The sequence below is a fragment of the Priestia sp. FSL H7-0729 genome, from assembly GCF_038005685.1.
Classification (GTDB): Bacteria; Bacillota; Bacilli; order Paenibacillales; family Paenibacillaceae; genus Paenibacillus.
In genome coordinates, this window is sequence record NZ_JBBOTQ010000001.1 from 219,624 (window position 1) to 237,234 (window position 17,611).

Genomic DNA, 17,611 nt, shown 5'->3' on the forward strand with positions numbered 1-17,611 from the left:
CATGCTAACTGTACCAACCACTGCTGCGAGCAGTGGGACAGAGACAGGCCGGGTGAAAAATAGTGAAAACAGCCATTTTGCTGATTGGAGCAGGAGAGCGGGTCAGCCTTATTCAGGATGTATTGTGTGCCGAAGGGTATGAGGTGCAACGAAAGGAAGGGTCTGAACTAAACCAATCCGGCGATAATTCGTTATCACACTTCAACCTGATCATCCTGCTAGACCAGGGTGAGGGGGAGGCGCATCGAATTCAAGAGGAAAAGGCAGAGTTGAAACAATGGATAGATACAGGTCAGGTTGTACCTCTGCTGGTTATCACGTCTAATGCATCTCCTCAAATCATCGTGGAATGGCTGGATTACGGAGCTAATGACGTAATGGAGGAACCCATTCACTTGAACGTGATGCTGGCTAGAATACGAAATTTATTGCGTGTTTTTGCGAATGCAACACAAGAGGGGGAAGAAGTCATTGTAGTTCATGATCTTAAAGTGAATTTGCGTTCAAGGCGGGTGAATCGTGCGGGTGAGTACCTGACATTAACACCAAAAGAGTACGAATTGCTGGAATTCCTGGCCTTGCATGTGAATGAAGCCTGTACACGAAGTGATATTTTACGGGAAGTATGGGGGTATGAGTATGCGATGGATACCAACGTGGTGGATGTGTATATCAAACATCTGAGGGTTAAGGTGGATAAGGGAAGAAGTGTGAAGTTGATTCATACTGTGCGTGGGATCGGTTACATGTTACACGATAAAAACTAGATATTTCACCGCATTCCATGAATCACCAGTTTGAAGCATGGCGAAAAAAGGGTAAAAGAAAAAACCGGATCATATCATCCGGCCCTAATTCATTTAATATAAAAGGTTCTAAAGTACACGACGAGCTTTAATGTACGTTCTCTTCCAAGTACCGGAGTTCAGATCCGAGATCGTTACTCCTGGAGATCCATAGGTATGCAGAATTTTTCCGTTTCCTGCATATACGCCTACATGAGTAATGTTGGAGCCCGTAGAACGGCTGCCGCTAGAGAAGAATACAAGATCGCCAACACGAAGATTAGCTTTGGATACTGCTGTACCTTCTTTAGATTGGCTAACGGATGTGCGCGGCAAGTCTACACCATACTTTTTGAAAATATATTTCATAAAAGAAGAGCAGTCAAAAACTTTGGTTGTTGATGTTGAAGCACCAAATTTATATGGAGTTCCAGTGAACTGTTTACCATAGTTAACAATCTGTTGACCTGTGGACACAGAAGCAGTTGCTGCCTGTGCAACAGGGGCGTTAGTCATTAATACAGCTCCAAAACCTAGTGTAGCGCACAACCCGACGGTTACGGCCTTTTGGACAAAGATGTTTGTTTTCATGTTAGTTAGTACCTCCAAAATTCGTTTTCGTTAAGTTGCTAGAGCGAGTATAACAGCTTTGTAACAGCCTAGAAATTGGATACGGACGTGTAATCCCTTGTGCCACAGTGGTTTGGGTAAGTTTATTAAAATACAATTAAAAATGTCAAAAAATTAATCATTGACGAATGATAAATAAAGATGAAATAGAAAAGACCCTTGAATCTCAAGGGTCTTTGTTGTGTATGAACCTGTTTTATTATCGAAATTACTGGTTACAAAAACGTAATAATTAAGAATGCATGCTGATATATTTAATCTTTGCTTTGAATGATCAGTAGTAAGCCACTATCAATGGTGACTGTGCCGGAAGTGCCCAAGAGTTGGTTGCTCACACCCAAGGATTGTCCCATGCGAATGGTGGCTTGATCCAGCGGATACATAAAACCCTCCAGAGTTATTCCTGTGACTTCATGGGTCAAAGGGAGCAAAGAAACATATTTATAGCTACGGTGTTCAACCACAGCTTTGGATGTTGTGAGTGTCATATAGTTGTGCTTATCCTGAATGGCACAGGAGATATGATGCTGCATCGCGCGAACCATGATATGTACATTAGCAAGTGTGTGATCCATACGTGTACCTGTCGCGCCTAACATTAGAATGTGAGTAGGTTCGTGATCTAACGCTGTTTCAAAAGCCATTTCCGTATCGGTCAGATCCTTATGAACAGGGTCGCATGTAATGAATGTAGTGCTATTGTTACTAACAATTATACGTTCCTCTTCGGAGATAGAGTCGAAATCTCCAACTGCAACATGAGGCTGAATGCCGTGTTCAATTAAAAATAATGCGCCGCGATCGGCCGCGATGATCATGTCATCCTCATGTATTTCCTGAAGTAATTCCGGAGATAGATTTCCGCCTGTAAAAATAACAATCCGTTTCACCGTCATTTTAATACATCCTTCCTAGTACTGAGCAAATAGTTCATTGTTCAAATATGGTGTTGAAACCTGTACAAATGTATTCATTAAACCAGTATAATCCACAAAATGTGGTTGCACAATTTCAGTGCTCGCGGATACAATGGGTAGAGCGACATGGAGATGACTTGAAAAGTGAGGTTTGAACAGGTTGGACTTACACATTTTTGAAGTATTCAGTATTATAGGTACCATCGCATTTGCAATGTCCGGTGCCTTCGTGGCGATGGAAGAGGAATATGACATTTTGGGTGTACTGGTGCTAGGACTTGTCACGGCATTCGGAGGCGGGATTATCCGGAATGTACTTATAGGTATACCTGTAACGACACTATGGAGTCAGGGATCACTTATTATGTTAGCCTTAGTATCTGTAGCCATCGCCTTTATATTACCCCTCAAGTGGATTAGTCACTGGAAGCGAACAGAGGCGTTATTTGATGCAATCGGACTTGCAGCATTTGCAATCCAAGGGGCATTGTACGCGGCGAATATGGGACATCCGATTAGCGCAGTTATCGTAGCAGCAGTAATGACCGGTATTGGTGGAGGCGTTATCCGTGATGTGCTTGCTGGACGCAAACCGCTTGTATTGCGTGACGAGATTTATGCTGTATGGGCGATGACAGCTGGTTTTGTCATAGGTATGGGTTGGTTAACAACAAATGCCGGATTATTGTTTTGTTTCGCGGCCGTTGTGTTCTTCCGGATGTGTTCTGTACATTATAAATGGAAACTGCCACGTCGTTCGCTCGTGCCATCTGAGACGGGCAACGTCAGTCCTCAGCCGGAGAGCATCGCAACACAGCCAACATCGTCGGTACTTCAAGGTACGTTAAGTAAGGGGGATTAATATGATTAACGTTTTGTTTGTATGTCTGGGCAATATATGTAGATCACCAATGGCTGAAGCTGTCATGCGTCACAAAGTCCTGGAGAAGGGGCATGAACACCAGATTCGAGTGGACTCTGCCGGTACAGGAGACTGGCATGTTGGTAAACCTCCACATGAAGGGACTCGAAAATTGCTGGATTCGTACCAGATTTCTTATGCCGACATGGCAGCGAGACAATTCGCCAGCGAAGACTTTACTCAGTTTGATTACATTGTGGTTATGGATAATTCGAATGCAGATAATGTACGCAACGTTCCAGGCGGAGCTGAGGCGGATATCATCAAGTTTATGGACATGCTTCCGGAGGAAAAACTTAGGGAAGTACCTGACCCGTATTACACAGGCAATTTTGAAGAGGTATACGAATTGGTTAACGCAGGTTGCGACGTTCTGTTGAGAAAGATTGAAGAGGAACATTCCATAGCCTAGTAATAAACCTAATATGATAATTAACTTGTAATGGGACAAAGAAGCAGGAGTGAGCAATCAACCAAGCAGGGTATCCTGCTTCTTTTTTAGGTTACAATTGTAAGCGGTATCATAATGATGTAAAACAAAAGCGGCATTTCAGCCGCCTATTGGAGTGGTTTATTCATCCTTCTTGGAGAAAATAAAGCAATGCTTCTGGCAATTCTTTTTGCCAAAAACCCCATTGGTGATTCCCGTCTTTTTCCTGATAGGAGACGAGAGCACCTCGTTTTTCCAGCAAATCACGGGTATCCCGGTTCAATTGTACAAAATCATACGTACCAGTATCTGCTGTGAAGGCAGTCTCCTGTAAACCAACGATCATCCAGATTGAGAGCCAGGATAAATCTTCGGCTGCTGCATAGATTTCCTGAGAAGCGGAGTAGAATGCCCCAGACATGCTGATGACACGTGTGAACAGATCCGGATATAACAGAGCAAGATGAAGCGAAACACTGCCACCAAGCGAGTCTCCGGCAAGTACACGTTCCTGCGGAGAACGACGCACAGGATATTTCTCTTCTATATAGGGAATAATCTCTTCAGCGAAGCAAGCGGTATATGCCTTGAACCGATCTCCGAATGGAGCATATTCCTGCGTTCTCACAGACACATCGACCTGAACCCCTACAATAATGAAAGGTTCGGCTCCTTCGTCCAAAATAATTCGGTTAGCTGTTGTGGCAATTCGCCCGAAATTGAAAAACTCTTCGCCATCCTGACAGTATACGACAGGGTAGCTAAGTAATTCGTTATAGCCCGGAGGAAGGTAAATACGGAGCGTTCGTTTCTCCCCGAGATAACGACTTTCAATCTCTTCCTTCACAATCGTGCGTTTCAAATAGCGGGAATCCGTCATAAAACGTCACCTTTCTCGGTTAATTTTTTGCATTCGACCGCGCAATACGGTAAGATTACCCTTGTGCGGGGTTAGGTCAAACACGCAATCATGTATTATGCTGTTATACCAATATTAATCCCCTGTTATACATACAATCCGGCAGGAAACATAAAAAAAATTACGGATTTCTTTGACGTATGGAGTGAAACAGGTGTATAATAATATTATAACAGCGGAACTTGATATTCAAATTTTTTGTTGAGGTGAAGAAAAAAATGAGCAAGGTTCCTTATGAAGTGTATACAGAGGATGTAGAAGCTCTGTCCGTGCTGTCTCCTGACGGCGAAATTGTTAACAAAGACATGATGCCTACACTTTCCGATGATCAATTAAAAGAAATTATGTACCGCATGGTATTTACCCGTACTTGGGATGACCGTGCAGTAAACCTGGGCCGTCAAGGTCGTCTTGGTTTCTATGCTCCAGTATCTGGTCAAGAAGCTACAATGGTTGGTAGTGAATTTGCAATTGAAAAAGAAGACTTTGTATGTCCTGGCTATCGTGACATTCCGCAACTCGTATGGCATGGACTTCCTCTTTATCAAGCATTCTTGTACTCCCGTGGACACCAACATGGTGGACAAATTCCAGATGGCGTTAATGTATTGATGCCACAAATCATCATTGGTGCACAAATTCTGCATGCAATGGGTATCGCTATGGGTTACAAACTGAAGAAACAAAAACAAGTTGTTATCACGTACACAGGTGATGGCGGTTCTTCTGAAGGTGACTTCTATGAAGGTCTGAACTACGCTGGTGTATACAAACTGCCTGTTATCTTCTTCGTTCAAAACAATGGTTATGCCATCACAACTCCTTTTGCTAAACAAACAGCAGCTCTGTCCATCGCTCACAAAGCGGTAGCAGCAGGTATCAAAGGTGTTAAAGTTGACGGTATGGACATCTTCGCTGTTATAAAAGCTGTTCAGGAAGCTGCTGAGCGTGGACGTAACGGAGAAGGCGCAACATTGATCGAAGCAGTAACATATCGTTTCCGTCCTCACTCCCTTTCGGATGATGCTTCCAAGTATCGTACAAAAGAAGAAGAGGCAGAATGGTCTGCTAAAGATCCTATCGCACGTTTTGCTAAATATCTGGAGAAAAAAGGTCTGTGGACTGAAGAAGATACAGCACGTGTGAAAGAAGAAGCAAAAGCTAAAGTAAATGAAGAGATCAAAAAAGCGGAAAAAACCGAGAAAATGACGATTTCAGGCTTGATCGACAGCATGTTCGAACAAACGCCTAAGCACTTGGAAGAGCAAAAAGCTGATTTCCAATAAGTTTTTTCCGATAAAGCATAAACATCCGCGACTTTAATGTCCCGGTATACATGTACGAATTCAAATGTGAACTGTCAATGTTTAAGGAGGAAATGAAGCAAATGGCACAAATGAACATGAAAGAAGCAATCCGTGATGCGCTTCGCGTGGAGTTGAAACGTGATCCTAACGTTCTGCTTTTCGGTGAAGACGTAGGTAATGTAGGCGGCGTTTTCCGTGTAACGGAAGGTCTGCAAAAAGAGTTTGGCGAAGAGCGTGTATTTGATACACCACTGGCTGAGTCCGCTATTGGTGGTCTGGCTGTAGGTCTGGGTGTACAAGGCTTCCGTCCGGTTGCTGAGATCCAATTCGTTGGTTTTATCTTCGAAGCCCTTGACCAAATGGTAGTGCAAGCTGCTCGTATGCGTTTCCGTTCCGGTGGAAAATACAATTCTCCAATCGTATTCCGTACACCATTTGGTGGCGGTGTAAAAGCGGCAGAATTGCATACAGATTCCCTGGAAGGTTTGCTCACGCAAACACCAGGTATCAAAGTGGTTGTTCCTTCTAACCCATATGATGCAAAAGGTCTGATGATCGCTTCTATTCGCGATAACGATCCTGTATTCTTCATGGAGCACTTGAACCTGTACCATGCTTTCCGTGCAGAAGTGCCTGAAGAAGATTACGTTGTTGAATTGGGTAAAGCGAACGTTGTTCGTGAAGGTTCCGATGTAACAATCATTACTTACGGTATGATGGTTCATACTTCTGTGAAAGCAGCAGAGGAACTCGAAAAACAAGGAATCAAAGTTGAAGTTATCGACCTTCGTACGGTTAGCCCGATCGACATCGATACCATCGTTGCTTCTGTTAAGAAAACAAACCGTGCAATTGTTGTTCAGGAAGCTCAAAAGAGCGCAGGTGTTGCAGCTGAAGTCATTGCCCAAATCAATGAAAAAGCAATCCTGCACTTGGAAGCACCGGTTCTGCGTGTAGCTGGTCCGGATACTGTATATCCTTTTGCACAAATCGAAGATACATGGCTGCCTAACCCGGCACGTATCATTGCTGCGGTTAATAAAGTCGTAAATTTCTAATTTAATCATCTGACATGCCGCAAGGCGCAGTATGGTGATTCACACCGCAGCGCAGGCTGCACTGTAAACAGCCATTAGCCCCTTGAGTAACAGTTATTTGCATTAGCAGTAACAGTTGGTTCTTGGAGTTAAGGGTTGTTTTCAGGATTGAGCACATAATCAAGGAGGTTTTTCAGTTGGCTAAATTTGAATATAAATTCCCTGAACTAGGCGAAGGCCTACACGAAGGTGAAATCATCAAGATGCACATCAAAGTCGGTGACAAAGTAACTGACGACGATATCATCATGGAAGTACAGAACGACAAAGCGGTAGTTGAAGTACCTTGTCCGGTTAACGGAACAGTTACAGAAGTATTTGCTAAAGACGGCCAAATCTGCCACGTTGGAGAAGTTGTAGCGATCATTGATGCTGAAGGTGAAATTCCTGAGCAAGACGACGCTCCTGCTGGCGATCAAGGCGAGCAAGAGAAAGATGCAGCTCAAGGCGGAGCTGATACTAGCGGTTCTTCTGCAGCAGCTTCCAGCTCGGATGCAGCTAAAGAAGGCGGCGACAACAGTGTTCCAGCAGTACCTGCTAAAGACGTTTTGGCAACTCCAAGCGTACGCAAATTTGCCCGCGAACAAGGTGTGGACATCGCTCAGGTTAACGGCACTGGCAACAATGGTAAAGTAACCAAAGAAGATGTTGAATCCTTCAAAAACGGTGGCGATTCTTCCGCAGCGGCATCTTCCGCAGCTCCGGCTCAAGAAGAGAAAAAATCCGCAGCACCAACAGCGGCTGCAGCTGATCAATACCTTGAAGAAGAGCGCGTACCATTCAAAGGTATTCGTAAAGCGATCTCTAACGCAATGGTTAAATCGGCTTACACAGCTCCTCACGTTACAATCATGGACGAAGTGGACGTAACTGAATTGGTTGCTTTCCGTACTCGCATGAAACCAATCGCTGAGAAAAAAGGAACAAAAGTTACTTATCTGCCATTCATCGTTAAAGCACTGGTTGCGGCTTCCCGCCAATTCCCGGCTCTGAACGCTATGATTGATGAAGAAGCTAACGAAATTGTTTACAAAAAATACTACAATATCGGTATCGCAACAGATACAGACAACGGCTTGATCGTTCCTGTTATCAAAGATGCTGATCGTAAATCCATCTGGATGATCGCTGATTCTATCCGTGATTTGGCTGCTCGTGGTCGTGACGGCAAATTGAGCGCGAATGAAATGAGAGGAAGCACAATCTCCATCAGTAACATCGGTTCTGCTGGTGGTATGTTCTTCACTCCAATCATCAACTTCCCTGAAGTTGCTATTCTCGGAACAGGACGCATCAGCGAAAAAGCAGTGATCAAAAACGGCGAAGTAGTTGCAGCACCTGTAATGGCTCTTTCCCTGAGCTTTGACCACCGTATCATCGATGGCGCAACAGCACAAAACTTTATGAATTACATTAAACAGCTGCTCGCTAACCCTGAGTTGCTTGTTATGGAGGTGTAAGATATGGTAGTAGGCGACGCTTCTCTCAATATCGATACATTAGTAATTGGTGCGGGTCCTGGCGGCTATGTAGCTGCCATCCGCGCTGCTCAACTGGGCCAAAGCGTATTGATCGTAGACAAATCCGAACTGGGCGGTGTTTGTTTGAACCGTGGATGTATTCCATCCAAAGCCCTGATCTCAGCTGCACACCAATATGAGTCTGCACTTCACGGTGAAGCTTTTGGTATCTCTGCTGAGAACGTAAAAGTGGACTTCAGCAAAACTCAAGAGTTCAAAAACGGCGTTGTTAAGAAAATGACTGGCGGCGTAGCTGGTTTGCTCAAAGGCAACAAAGTTGAAGTTTTCAACGGTGAGTGCATGTTCATCAACGAAAACGAAGCTCGTGTATTCAATGACCACGAGTCTCCGCGTTACAAATTTAAAAATGCAATTATTGCAACAGGTTCCCGTCCAATCGAACTGAAACCTTTCCCGTTTGGCGGACGCATTCTGTCTTCGACAGAAGCTCTGAACTTGCCTGAAGTACCAAAAAGCATGATCGTTATCGGTGGCGGATATATTGGTGCTGAGCTTGGTCAAATGTACTCCAAATTCGGTGCGAAAGTAACAATCATCGAAGGTTTGGATACAGTACTGCCAGGTTTCGATAAAGACATGACTAGCCTCGTGGCTAAAAACATGAAGAAAACAGGCATCGAAATCGTAACGGGTGCAAAAGCTGAAAGTGCTGAGCAAACGGATAAAGATGTAACTGTTAAGTACTCTGTAAATGGTGAGTCCAAAGAAGTAACTGCAGATTACCTGCTGGTAACTGTTGGACGTCGTCCAAACACAGATGGAGAACTGGGTCTCGATATGATTGGTGTTGACGTTGACGAGCGTGGATTCGTCAAAGTTGACCACCAAGGTCGTACCAGCATTCCTCACATCTTCGCTATTGGTGACATCGTATCTGGTTTGGCTCTGGCACACAAAGCTTCTTATGAAGGTAAAGTGGCTGCTGAAGCAATCGCAGGACAACCATCTGTAGTTGACTACAAATGTATGCCAGCTGTTGTGTTCACAGATCCAGAGTGTTCCAGCGTAGGTTACACTGAAAAAGAAGCTAAAGAAAAAGGTTACAAAGTAAAAGCAGGCAAATTCCCTTATGCGGGTAACGGCCGTGCTGTATCTTTGAACCACGCTGAAGGCTTCGTGAAAATCGTAGCTGACGAAGAAAGCGGCCTGGTATTGGGTTGCCAAATCGTAGGTCTGGAAGCTTCCAACTTGATTGCTGAGCTTGGTTTGGCAATTGAGATGGGTGCTACATTGGAAGATCTGGCTCTCACAATTCACGCTCACCCAACTTTGGGCGAAATCGTGATGGAAGCTGCGGAATTGGTTATGGGTCACCCGATCCACATCATCTCCCGTTAAGATCATCTAAGTTTCGGATCCGTCCGGCATTATACGTATATCAGAAGAGACGAATGACGCTAACGCGTTATTCGTCTCTTTTTTAATGAAGAAATGGGAGAAATTATATGAAAATTTACATGTTATATTATATTGTCACACCTAGCATAATGTTTGAGTAAGCCCTTTTTATCCTGAGGCTCAGATGATACAATATTAAAATGATCGGACGTGATGTGGTGTATGCCAGTCTTAGTCTGAGTAAGCAAAGATAAGAAATAAGAAGTGCGAGGAGATAACAACATGAAAAACTATCTCGATTTATTACAGGATATTCTGAACAATGGCGTTCATAAAGGAGATCGTACGGGAACAGGAACACAATCCGTATTCGGCAGACAACTCCGTTATGATCTCTCCGAAGGATTTCCGCTGGTAACAACCAAACGAATTCATCTCAAATCGGTTATTCATGAACTGTTGTGGTTTTTGAGTGGCGATACCAATATATCTTATCTGAAAGAAAATGGTGTGAAGATCTGGGACGACTGGGCGGACGAAAATGGAGATCTGGGACCGGTGTATGGCTCGCAGTGGCGTACATGGGAAGCACCAAACGGAGAAAAAATTGATCAGATCGCTGCAGTTATTGATTCGATCAAAAATAATCCGGATTCAAGACGTCACCTTGTCAGCGCATGGAATGTGGCTGAGATCAACAATATGAAGCTTCCACCTTGTCATTTCGCGTTTCAGTTTTACGTTGCAGAGGGTAAATTATCTTGTATGCTTACAATGCGTTCCGTGGATACGTTCCTCGGGTTGCCGTTCAACATCGCGAGTTATGCGCTCTTGACTCATATGATCGCCCAGCAATGTGATCTTGAGGTGGGTGATTTCATCTGGTCTGGAGGGGATGTTCACATCTACTCCAACCATGTTGATCAGGTTAGAACTCAACTGGAGCGTGAACCTTATGCGTTACCTAAGCTGGTAATCAAGCGTAAGCCGGATTCTATTTTTGATTATAAGTTTGAAGATTTCGAATTCGAGAACTATCAGCATCATCCGGGCATTAAAGCTCCAATTGCAGTCTAATTATGTATCCAATCTCGATGAGAGACTTGGATTGAAGGAGTGTATTACCCTTGAGTATTGAATTGGTATGGGCAATGGGGGAGAACGGTGTGATCGGATTGAATAATTCGATTCCATGGCGTTTACCCAAGGATATGGCCTTTTTCAAACAACGTACGTTACACAAAACGATTATCATGGGGCGTAACACGTGGGAATCTTTTGGCGGCAAGCCGCTTCCTCAGCGCCGTAATATCGTAGTGACAAGAGATCTGAACTACAAGGTGGAACAGGCTGAAATCGTACATACGATTGAAGAAGGGCTGAGCGTAACCAAAGGTGAGGAACTGTGCGTAATTGGGGGATCGCAAGTGTATCGCGAGTTCTTGCCCCTTGCAGATCGTCTTGTGGTGACCAAAATTCATGAGAATTTTGAGGGAGATACGTTTTTCCCCGAAGTGGATTGGTCCGAATGGGAACTGATTGAACAGATTGAAGGCGAACAGGATGAAAAAAATGTCCACGCGTATACATTTGAATTTTATGAGCGTAAACGTTAAAAGTGGCATAAGAAAATCATGACTTCGGTTGTATTTGTATGATGAGAGGCGCTGATTGCGAAATATTCGTGAACAGCGTCTTTTCTTTCTTTGATAAAAAAGAGTCACTTGTTTAGCTTGGAGTACATATCACATGAATATAACATATTTATTGATATTTATGTATAATATACATGTGAATAAGCATTTAACAGTAAAAAAGTGTAAATAAATTGGGGTTTTAACGTTGTGAAGTCCTAAAACGAGACTAATATTCGGAAAAAATAACGATTTGTAGCAGAATATGTTGAATTTCATGACAAATTACCTAACATTTATATAACGTTTCGCTCTTTTATTCCTTTAACATACAGCGGATTTTGCAGATCATAAACACATTTAACACCAAAATAAGGGTATTGACCGTCGGTAGACTTGAAAGATATGATGTATAAAATACAAATAATTATGCGGATAATCCATTTAATATTCATCACAGTAAATGCTACTATAATTGAAATATCTTCGAGAAGATTTTGTGATACAATAGACAAAAACTCAAGAAACGAGTAATCCATTTCATATAGAACCATGCACATGAAGGGATTAAGACAAGAACGGATGGGGGAAAACGTAAGATGTCTACACCTACTGGATTTATGGAATACAAACGTCAACTGCCAACAGATCGTGAGCCAGCGGAGCGGATTAAGGATTGGGAAGAGTTTCATAAACACATGGCTGAAGAAGAGCTCAGAACACAAGGTGCACGATGCATGGATTGTGGTACCCCGTATTGCCATACAGGTATAGATATGATTGGTGGCACGTCAGGTTGCCCCGTGCATAACCTGATTCCAGAATGGAATAATCTTGTATATCGCGGACTGTGGAGAGAAGCACTTGAGCGCCTTCACAAAACGAATAATTTCCCAGAGTTTACAGGTCGCATCTGTCCAGCTCCTTGCGAAGGATCGTGTACAGTTGGCTTAATTGGTCAGCCTGTAACCATCAAAACGATTGAAGAAGCCATTATTGAAAAAGGTTTCGAAGAAGGATGGGTCGTTCCGGAGCCTCCTGAAAAACGTACGGGTAAACGTGTAGCTGTGGTAGGTTCAGGTCCAGCGGGACTAGCTACTGCGGCTCAGTTGAATAAAGCAGGACACTCGGTAACCGTATATGAGCGTTCGGACCGTGTCGGCGGATTGCTGATGTATGGTATCCCGACGATGAAATTGGATAAAAACGTAGTTCAACGTCGTGTTGATCTGCTCGAAGCAGAAGGTATTCAATTCATTACAAACACCGAGATTGGTAAAGATATTGCAGCACAACAACTGGTGGATGAATATGACGCTGTTGTATTGTGTGGTGGTGCAACGAAGCCGCGTGAATTCAATATTGAAGGCAGCGATTTGAAAGGCGTTCATTACGCCATGGATTTCCTGAATGGCAGTATTAAGAGCTATCTGGACTCCAATCTGGAAGATGGTCAATACCTGTCCGCTAAGGATAAAGATATTATCGTCATTGGTGGCGGTGATACCGGATCTGACTGTGTAGCTACATCGCTGCGTCATGGTTGTCGTACGATCACTCAATTCGGTACGCATACACAAGCACCTATGGAACGTGATCGCATTAACAACCCTTGGCCACAATTCCCGAACGTATACACACTTGATTACGCACAAGAGGAAGCCAAAGCGTTGTTTGGTCAAGATCCGCGTGAATTCTCCATCATGACAACGAAATTTGTCGGAGATGATGAGGGGAACCTCAAAGAATTGCACACAGTGCAAATTGAGCGTATTGTGGATGAGACTGGTCGTAAGATTTATCAGCCGATTCCAGGTACAGAGCGTGTATTCCCGGCTCAGATGGCCATGATTGCCATTGGTTTTGATGGACCGGAACAAACGTTGGTAGAGCAACTGGGACTTGCAACAGATCGTCGCACCAACGTTAAGGCACGTTACGGCAAATACAACACCAATGTGGATAAAGTATTTGCAGCAGGTGACATGCGTCGTGGTCAAAGTTTGGTTGTATGGGCAATTAATGAAGGCCGTGAGGCTGCTCGTGAAGTGGACAAATACTTGATGGGTGCTTCGGTTCTGGTATAAAGTATAGAGCAAGATATAAATGACAACCTTCGCGATTAGCGAAGGTTGTTTGCTGTTATTTTAACCAATGTGACTACATATTTCATGCAAGTGTGAGCAATTGCATTGCTTTTTAAGAGAAAAAGATTTATTATTATATTATAATTATTATAAATAAGGATTAACTCAAGCTATGAATCCATACGATAGATGAAAAATCCAATGAATATAAACCGGAGGTGCGACCTGCTATGGCAAGTAACCGGGACAAGTCCATTTCAGAACAGATCTTTCACATTAAAAATCAATTGGTTGAAAAGGGATATAAGTTAACACAACAACGGGAAGTAACTGTACGTGTATTGCTTGAACATGAAAAGGATCATTTTAGCGCAGAAGAAGTATTTCTTCTCGTGAAGGAGCAGTTCCCTGAGATTGGATTGGCTACCGTATACCGAACTTTAGAATTGTTGAGTGATCTTCAAGTCGTTGAGAAGATTAACTTTGGCGATGGTGCTGCCCGCTTCGATCTGCGAAGTACGGACGGTTCTCATCATCATCATCATTTGATCTGTACAGAATGTGGTAAAGTAGAAGAAATTATGGAAGATGGTCTGCTTCGTTTGGAACAACAGATTGAGCGTCAGTATGGTTTTGCTGTTACGGATCATCGTCTGGATTTCCAAGGGGTATGCAAAGAGTGCAGACAAAAGCATGTATTAAAAGAACAGGCAGCAGGTTAATTCATTTCGGGAAGGTGCTCCCGAATCCAAAATCTGATATAATGAGTTTCAGAAGCAAGGGGCTTCCGTCGGCGGAATGCCCCTTTTTGCCGTCATGCGGACGGTGAAGGAGGAGAGATGGACGGATGAAGACACTGGTTATAGCGGAAAAACCCGACATGGGTCGAACCATTGCCGCCGTCATAGAACCAAAGGCCAAGAACAATCGCACGTATCTGGAAGGTGAACATTACATCATCACCTGGGCGATAGGGCATTTGCTTGGACTGGCTGAACCGGATGCCTATGATACAAAGTACAAGCGCTGGAATATAGCGGATCTGCCGATCATACCCGATCAGTTCAAGATTGTACCCAATCCGAGGACGAAAGATCAGCTCAAAATGATTGGAGAACTGGCGAAACGAGCTTCAGCGATCGTTAATGCTTGCGATGCAGGGAGAGAGGGGCAGTACATCTTCGCTCTCATACAACAGCAATTGAAGCTGCGTCAGCCTGTAAAGCGTTTATGGATATCGGATTTGACGGCAGAGAGCATTAGACGTGGTTTTGATGGTCTGAAGGATGCCTCTGAATTTGAAAATTTGACCCACGCTGCTCGTGCCAGAAGTGAAGCCGATTGGTTGATCGGCATGAACGCTTCACGGGCTTTTACAACCCGTCATAATGCATTGTTGTCTGTAGGCCGTGTGCAGACGCCGGTACTCGCGCTAATCTATGATCGGGAAATCGAGATTGAAGCGTTTCAGTCACAGACCTTTTATGAAGTGGCCGCCTGGTTTCGGCAGGAAGGTGTCGAGTACCGGGGTCTGCGTCAAGGCGATAAGCTGACCGATGCCGAGGCAGCAGAGGCCATTGCAGCCAGTGTGAAGGGCAAGATAGGGCGGATTACTAAATATGAAGCGAAGCAGACGAAGGAGTATCCGTATCGTTTGTATGACCTGACCCTTTTACAGCGTGAAGCCAATGCCAAGTTCGGATATGGAGCCAAAAAAACACTGGATATCGCGCAGGCCTTGTATGAAAAACACAAGGTGATTTCGTATCCGCGGACCAACTCCAACTATGTTACTGAACAGAATATTGAAGGAATGCATAAAACGCTAAACCTGCTTAAAAATGGTACCTATAGTGAGCTTGCGCAAGGGGCTAAGCCAGAGCTTGTTCATAAAAATAATAAAGGGGTATGTAATCCGAGCAGGGTTGAAGATCACCATGCAATTTTACCTACTTTAAAGCGACCAGGTACCTTATCCAAGGATGAACAGAACATCTATGATTTGATTGTAAGGCGTTTCTTGTCTCACTTTTATCCTCCGGCGGAGTATAAACAACATACCGTGCTCACGGAAGTGGAGAAACATCAGTTTAAGACATCTGTCAAAGAACTGCTCTCTCTCGGATGGAAAGTGGTGCTTGGTTCCGGAGATCAGGATCAGGGTGGTGCAGGCAAGAAGAAGACCAAAAAAAACGGCAATGATGAAGAGGAAGCCGAAGAGTGGACGGACAAGGCTTTTAGTGTGCAACCTGAACTGCCTGTTCAATGTACGAAGAGTGAGTTCAAGGAGAAAGCGACCCAGCCTCCCAAAAGTTATACCGAGGGAACATTGCTGAAGGCGATGGAAAGTGCAGGCAAGCAGATCGAGAATGAAGAGCTGCGAGATGCGATGAAAGACAGTGGTTTGGGTACTCCGGCTACACGTGCAGCTACAATTGAGCGCCTCAAAAACGTAGGTTACATTACGCTCCAGGGAAAAAAAATGCAGTTAACGCTCAAAGGCAGAACGGCTATCGAATTGATTCGCCGGGCGGGCGTGGATCTGTTAACTTCACCTGAGATGACCGGGCAATGGGAAAGAAGGTTATATCAGATTTCCAAAGGTGAGGCAGGTCAGGACAAGTTCATGGAGAATGTCAAGAAATTTACGTTGTCCATTATCGAGAAAGTACGTGTGCAAGCTCCTGCGCCGGCAGATGCTTTTGGAGAAGATTCTCGTGCGGGCAGAGGGAAAGGCAAGGGAGCCAGAACCCAAGTCGGCAATACGAGGACATCTGCCAAGACAGCTAGTGGTGGTTCAACTGCAAAATCAACCCGTCAGACTTCGGCATCTTCATCTAGAGCTGGCAGTGGGAAAAGTACGACCACCAAAGCATCATCGTCAAGTGCGAGCCCATCGGGAGTGAGAGAATTACTGGCACCTTGTCCTTCTCCCGGCTGCACAGGTCAGATCATAGAGGGCAAGAAGGGCTACGGATGCTCACGTTTCAAGGAAGGCTGTTCGTTTGTGGTATGGAAAGAGTATGCAGGCAAGAAAATCACCAGTACGATGTTAAAATCGCTGATTGAGAAGGGGAGTACCCAAGTATTGTCTTTCAAACGAAAAGACGGGAGTACGGTGAAAGCACGTATTATTTTACAAGACGTGGTAACTGGCAAGTTATCTGGTGAGAAACAGGATGCCTGATTGGTTATCATAAAGGAAAAGGACCCTTATCCAAGGGTCCTTTTCTGTTGCTGTTGTTGTATATTTTCGTGTATGACTTTGGGTACCTCTTCTAATGCAGTGATGGTATACATCGATGTTTCCGGATTAGGCTGAAGTTCTACGATGTTGTATTGCCATTCATTCGGCTGTTTGATGTATATACTGTGAATTCCAGCCTTTACCGCGGGCATAATATCTGTCCGCAGTGAGTTGCCGATCATCCATGTTGCACGACGATCAAATGGACCATTAGACAGAATGCCTTCCAGTGCCTCAATATTTTTGTGTTGCCGAATATAGATCCGATCATCAAAATAAGCCGAGAGCTTCATCTGATCAATCTTACGCTGCTGGATCACGGTTTCGCCGCCGGTATATAAATAAAGGGAATGTCCAGCACCTTTGAGGTTCTCAAGCGTTTCAACCATGTGGGGGTAGGGTTCAACCTCCTGATCGTACACACTCATGCCCAACTTGCTCAGATAGGACTCTTCTCTGGGAGAAGTTAATCTGGAGAACTTGCCTGAGAAATACCGATAGGTATCAATCAGGGATTGCGGGAAATGATGACTCGCAAAGCCAAGCTTGTTCACTCCAGTTACATCAATCTCCAGTTGTTTTTCGCGAATCTCTTGCGTTGTCAGAGCATGTCCATCAAACCACTCCTGCATATTCTCAAAGAATTCTCCCAAAATCAGGTTGAAATACTTGTTGCAATATACGAGTGTATCATCAAGGTCAAACAAAATATGTTGTTTCATTAATTTCATGTTCTAACTCACTCCTTGTAGCCAGC

At 44.1% G+C, this 17,611-nt stretch carries 16 protein-coding genes; 12 read left to right on the forward strand and 4 right to left on the reverse strand.

Annotated features, from left to right (window positions below; translation table 11 throughout):
* Nucleotides 1-62: 62 nt before the first annotated feature.
* The gene (locus MHH93_RS00985) at nt 63-767 is read left to right on the forward strand and encodes a winged helix-turn-helix domain-containing protein (protein WP_500052231.1); all 705 of its coding nucleotides are present in this window, start codon (nt 63-65) and stop codon (nt 765-767) included.
* Nucleotides 768-875: 108 nt separating this feature from the next.
* On the opposite strand, the gene MHH93_RS00990 is transcribed toward MHH93_RS00985, so the two are convergent.
* Nucleotides 876-1,376, reverse strand: coding sequence for a C40 family peptidase (locus MHH93_RS00990; RefSeq protein ID WP_278294634.1), 501 nt, complete (start codon nt 1,374-1,376; stop codon nt 876-878).
* A gap of 293 nt (nt 1,377-1,669) precedes the next feature.
* Nucleotides 1,670-2,311, reverse strand: coding sequence for a thiamine diphosphokinase (locus MHH93_RS00995; RefSeq protein WP_500052234.1), 642 nt, complete (start codon nt 2,309-2,311; stop codon nt 1,670-1,672).
* Nucleotides 2,312-2,492: 181 nt separating this feature from the next.
* On the opposite strand from MHH93_RS00995, the gene MHH93_RS01000 reads away from it, so the two are divergent.
* Both MHH93_RS01000 and MHH93_RS01005 read left to right on the forward strand, forming a co-directional pair.
* Complete coding sequence (locus MHH93_RS01000; RefSeq protein ID WP_500052236.1) at nt 2,493-3,194, forward strand: trimeric intracellular cation channel family protein; 702 nt, start codon at nt 2,493-2,495, stop codon at nt 3,192-3,194.
* A gap of 1 nt (nt 3,195) precedes the next feature.
* Entirely contained in the window at nt 3,196-3,666 is a 471-nt protein-coding gene (locus MHH93_RS01005; RefSeq protein ID WP_500052238.1) for a low molecular weight protein-tyrosine-phosphatase, read from the forward strand.
* 163 nt (nt 3,667-3,829) lie between these two features.
* Here MHH93_RS01005 and MHH93_RS01010 read toward each other — a convergent pair whose 3' ends face one another.
* Nucleotides 3,830-4,564, reverse strand: a complete 735-nt coding sequence (locus tag MHH93_RS01010; RefSeq protein WP_500052240.1) for an alpha/beta hydrolase — start codon at nt 4,562-4,564, stop codon at nt 3,830-3,832.
* A gap of 257 nt (nt 4,565-4,821) precedes the next feature.
* Between MHH93_RS01010 and pdhA the strand changes: the two genes are divergently transcribed.
* The 9 genes from pdhA (at nt 4,822) to MHH93_RS01055 (ending at nt 16,794) form a co-directional block, all read left to right on the forward strand.
* On the forward strand, nt 4,822-5,889 hold the full coding sequence (gene pdhA, locus MHH93_RS01015) for a pyruvate dehydrogenase (acetyl-transferring) E1 component subunit alpha (protein WP_017688072.1): 1,068 nt from the start codon (nt 4,822-4,824) through the stop codon (nt 5,887-5,889).
* 101 nt (nt 5,890-5,990) lie between these two features.
* Complete coding sequence (locus tag MHH93_RS01020; protein ID WP_500052243.1) at nt 5,991-6,968, forward strand: alpha-ketoacid dehydrogenase subunit beta; 978 nt, start codon at nt 5,991-5,993, stop codon at nt 6,966-6,968.
* Nucleotides 6,969-7,144: 176 nt separating this feature from the next.
* On the forward strand, nt 7,145-8,467 hold the full coding sequence (locus MHH93_RS01025; protein ID WP_500052245.1) for a dihydrolipoamide acetyltransferase family protein: 1,323 nt from the start codon (nt 7,145-7,147) through the stop codon (nt 8,465-8,467).
* Between the two features lie 3 nt (nt 8,468-8,470).
* Nucleotides 8,471-9,886 carry a dihydrolipoyl dehydrogenase gene (lpdA, locus tag MHH93_RS01030; protein WP_036613658.1) on the forward strand — a complete coding sequence of 472 codons (1,416 nt, stop codon included), beginning with the start codon at nt 8,471-8,473 and terminating at the stop codon, nt 9,884-9,886.
* 282 nt (nt 9,887-10,168) lie between these two features.
* Nucleotides 10,169-10,963, forward strand: a complete 795-nt coding sequence (gene thyA / locus MHH93_RS01035) for a thymidylate synthase (RefSeq protein ID WP_500052246.1) — start codon at nt 10,169-10,171, stop codon at nt 10,961-10,963.
* Nucleotides 10,964-11,013: 50 nt separating this feature from the next.
* Nucleotides 11,014-11,502 carry a dihydrofolate reductase gene (locus MHH93_RS01040; RefSeq protein WP_500052248.1) on the forward strand — a complete coding sequence of 163 codons (489 nt, stop codon included), beginning with the start codon at nt 11,014-11,016 and terminating at the stop codon, nt 11,500-11,502.
* Nucleotides 11,503-12,119: 617 nt separating this feature from the next.
* Nucleotides 12,120-13,607, forward strand: coding sequence for a glutamate synthase subunit beta (locus MHH93_RS01045; RefSeq protein ID WP_500052250.1), 1,488 nt, complete (start codon nt 12,120-12,122; stop codon nt 13,605-13,607).
* 230 nt (nt 13,608-13,837) lie between these two features.
* Complete coding sequence (gene fur / locus MHH93_RS01050) at nt 13,838-14,329, forward strand: ferric iron uptake transcriptional regulator (protein WP_036613667.1); 492 nt, start codon at nt 13,838-13,840, stop codon at nt 14,327-14,329.
* A 125-nt stretch (nt 14,330-14,454) separates the two neighbouring features.
* A complete protein-coding gene (locus MHH93_RS01055; protein ID WP_500052254.1) occupies nt 14,455-16,794 on the forward strand; it encodes a type IA DNA topoisomerase in 2,340 nt (779 codons plus the stop codon).
* Between the two features lie 26 nt (nt 16,795-16,820).
* Here MHH93_RS01055 and MHH93_RS01060 read toward each other — a convergent pair whose 3' ends face one another.
* Nucleotides 16,821-17,585 carry an HAD family hydrolase gene (locus MHH93_RS01060; protein ID WP_500052255.1) on the reverse strand — a complete coding sequence of 255 codons (765 nt, stop codon included), beginning with the start codon at nt 17,583-17,585 and terminating at the stop codon, nt 16,821-16,823.
* Between the last annotated feature and the right edge of the window lie 26 nt (nt 17,586-17,611).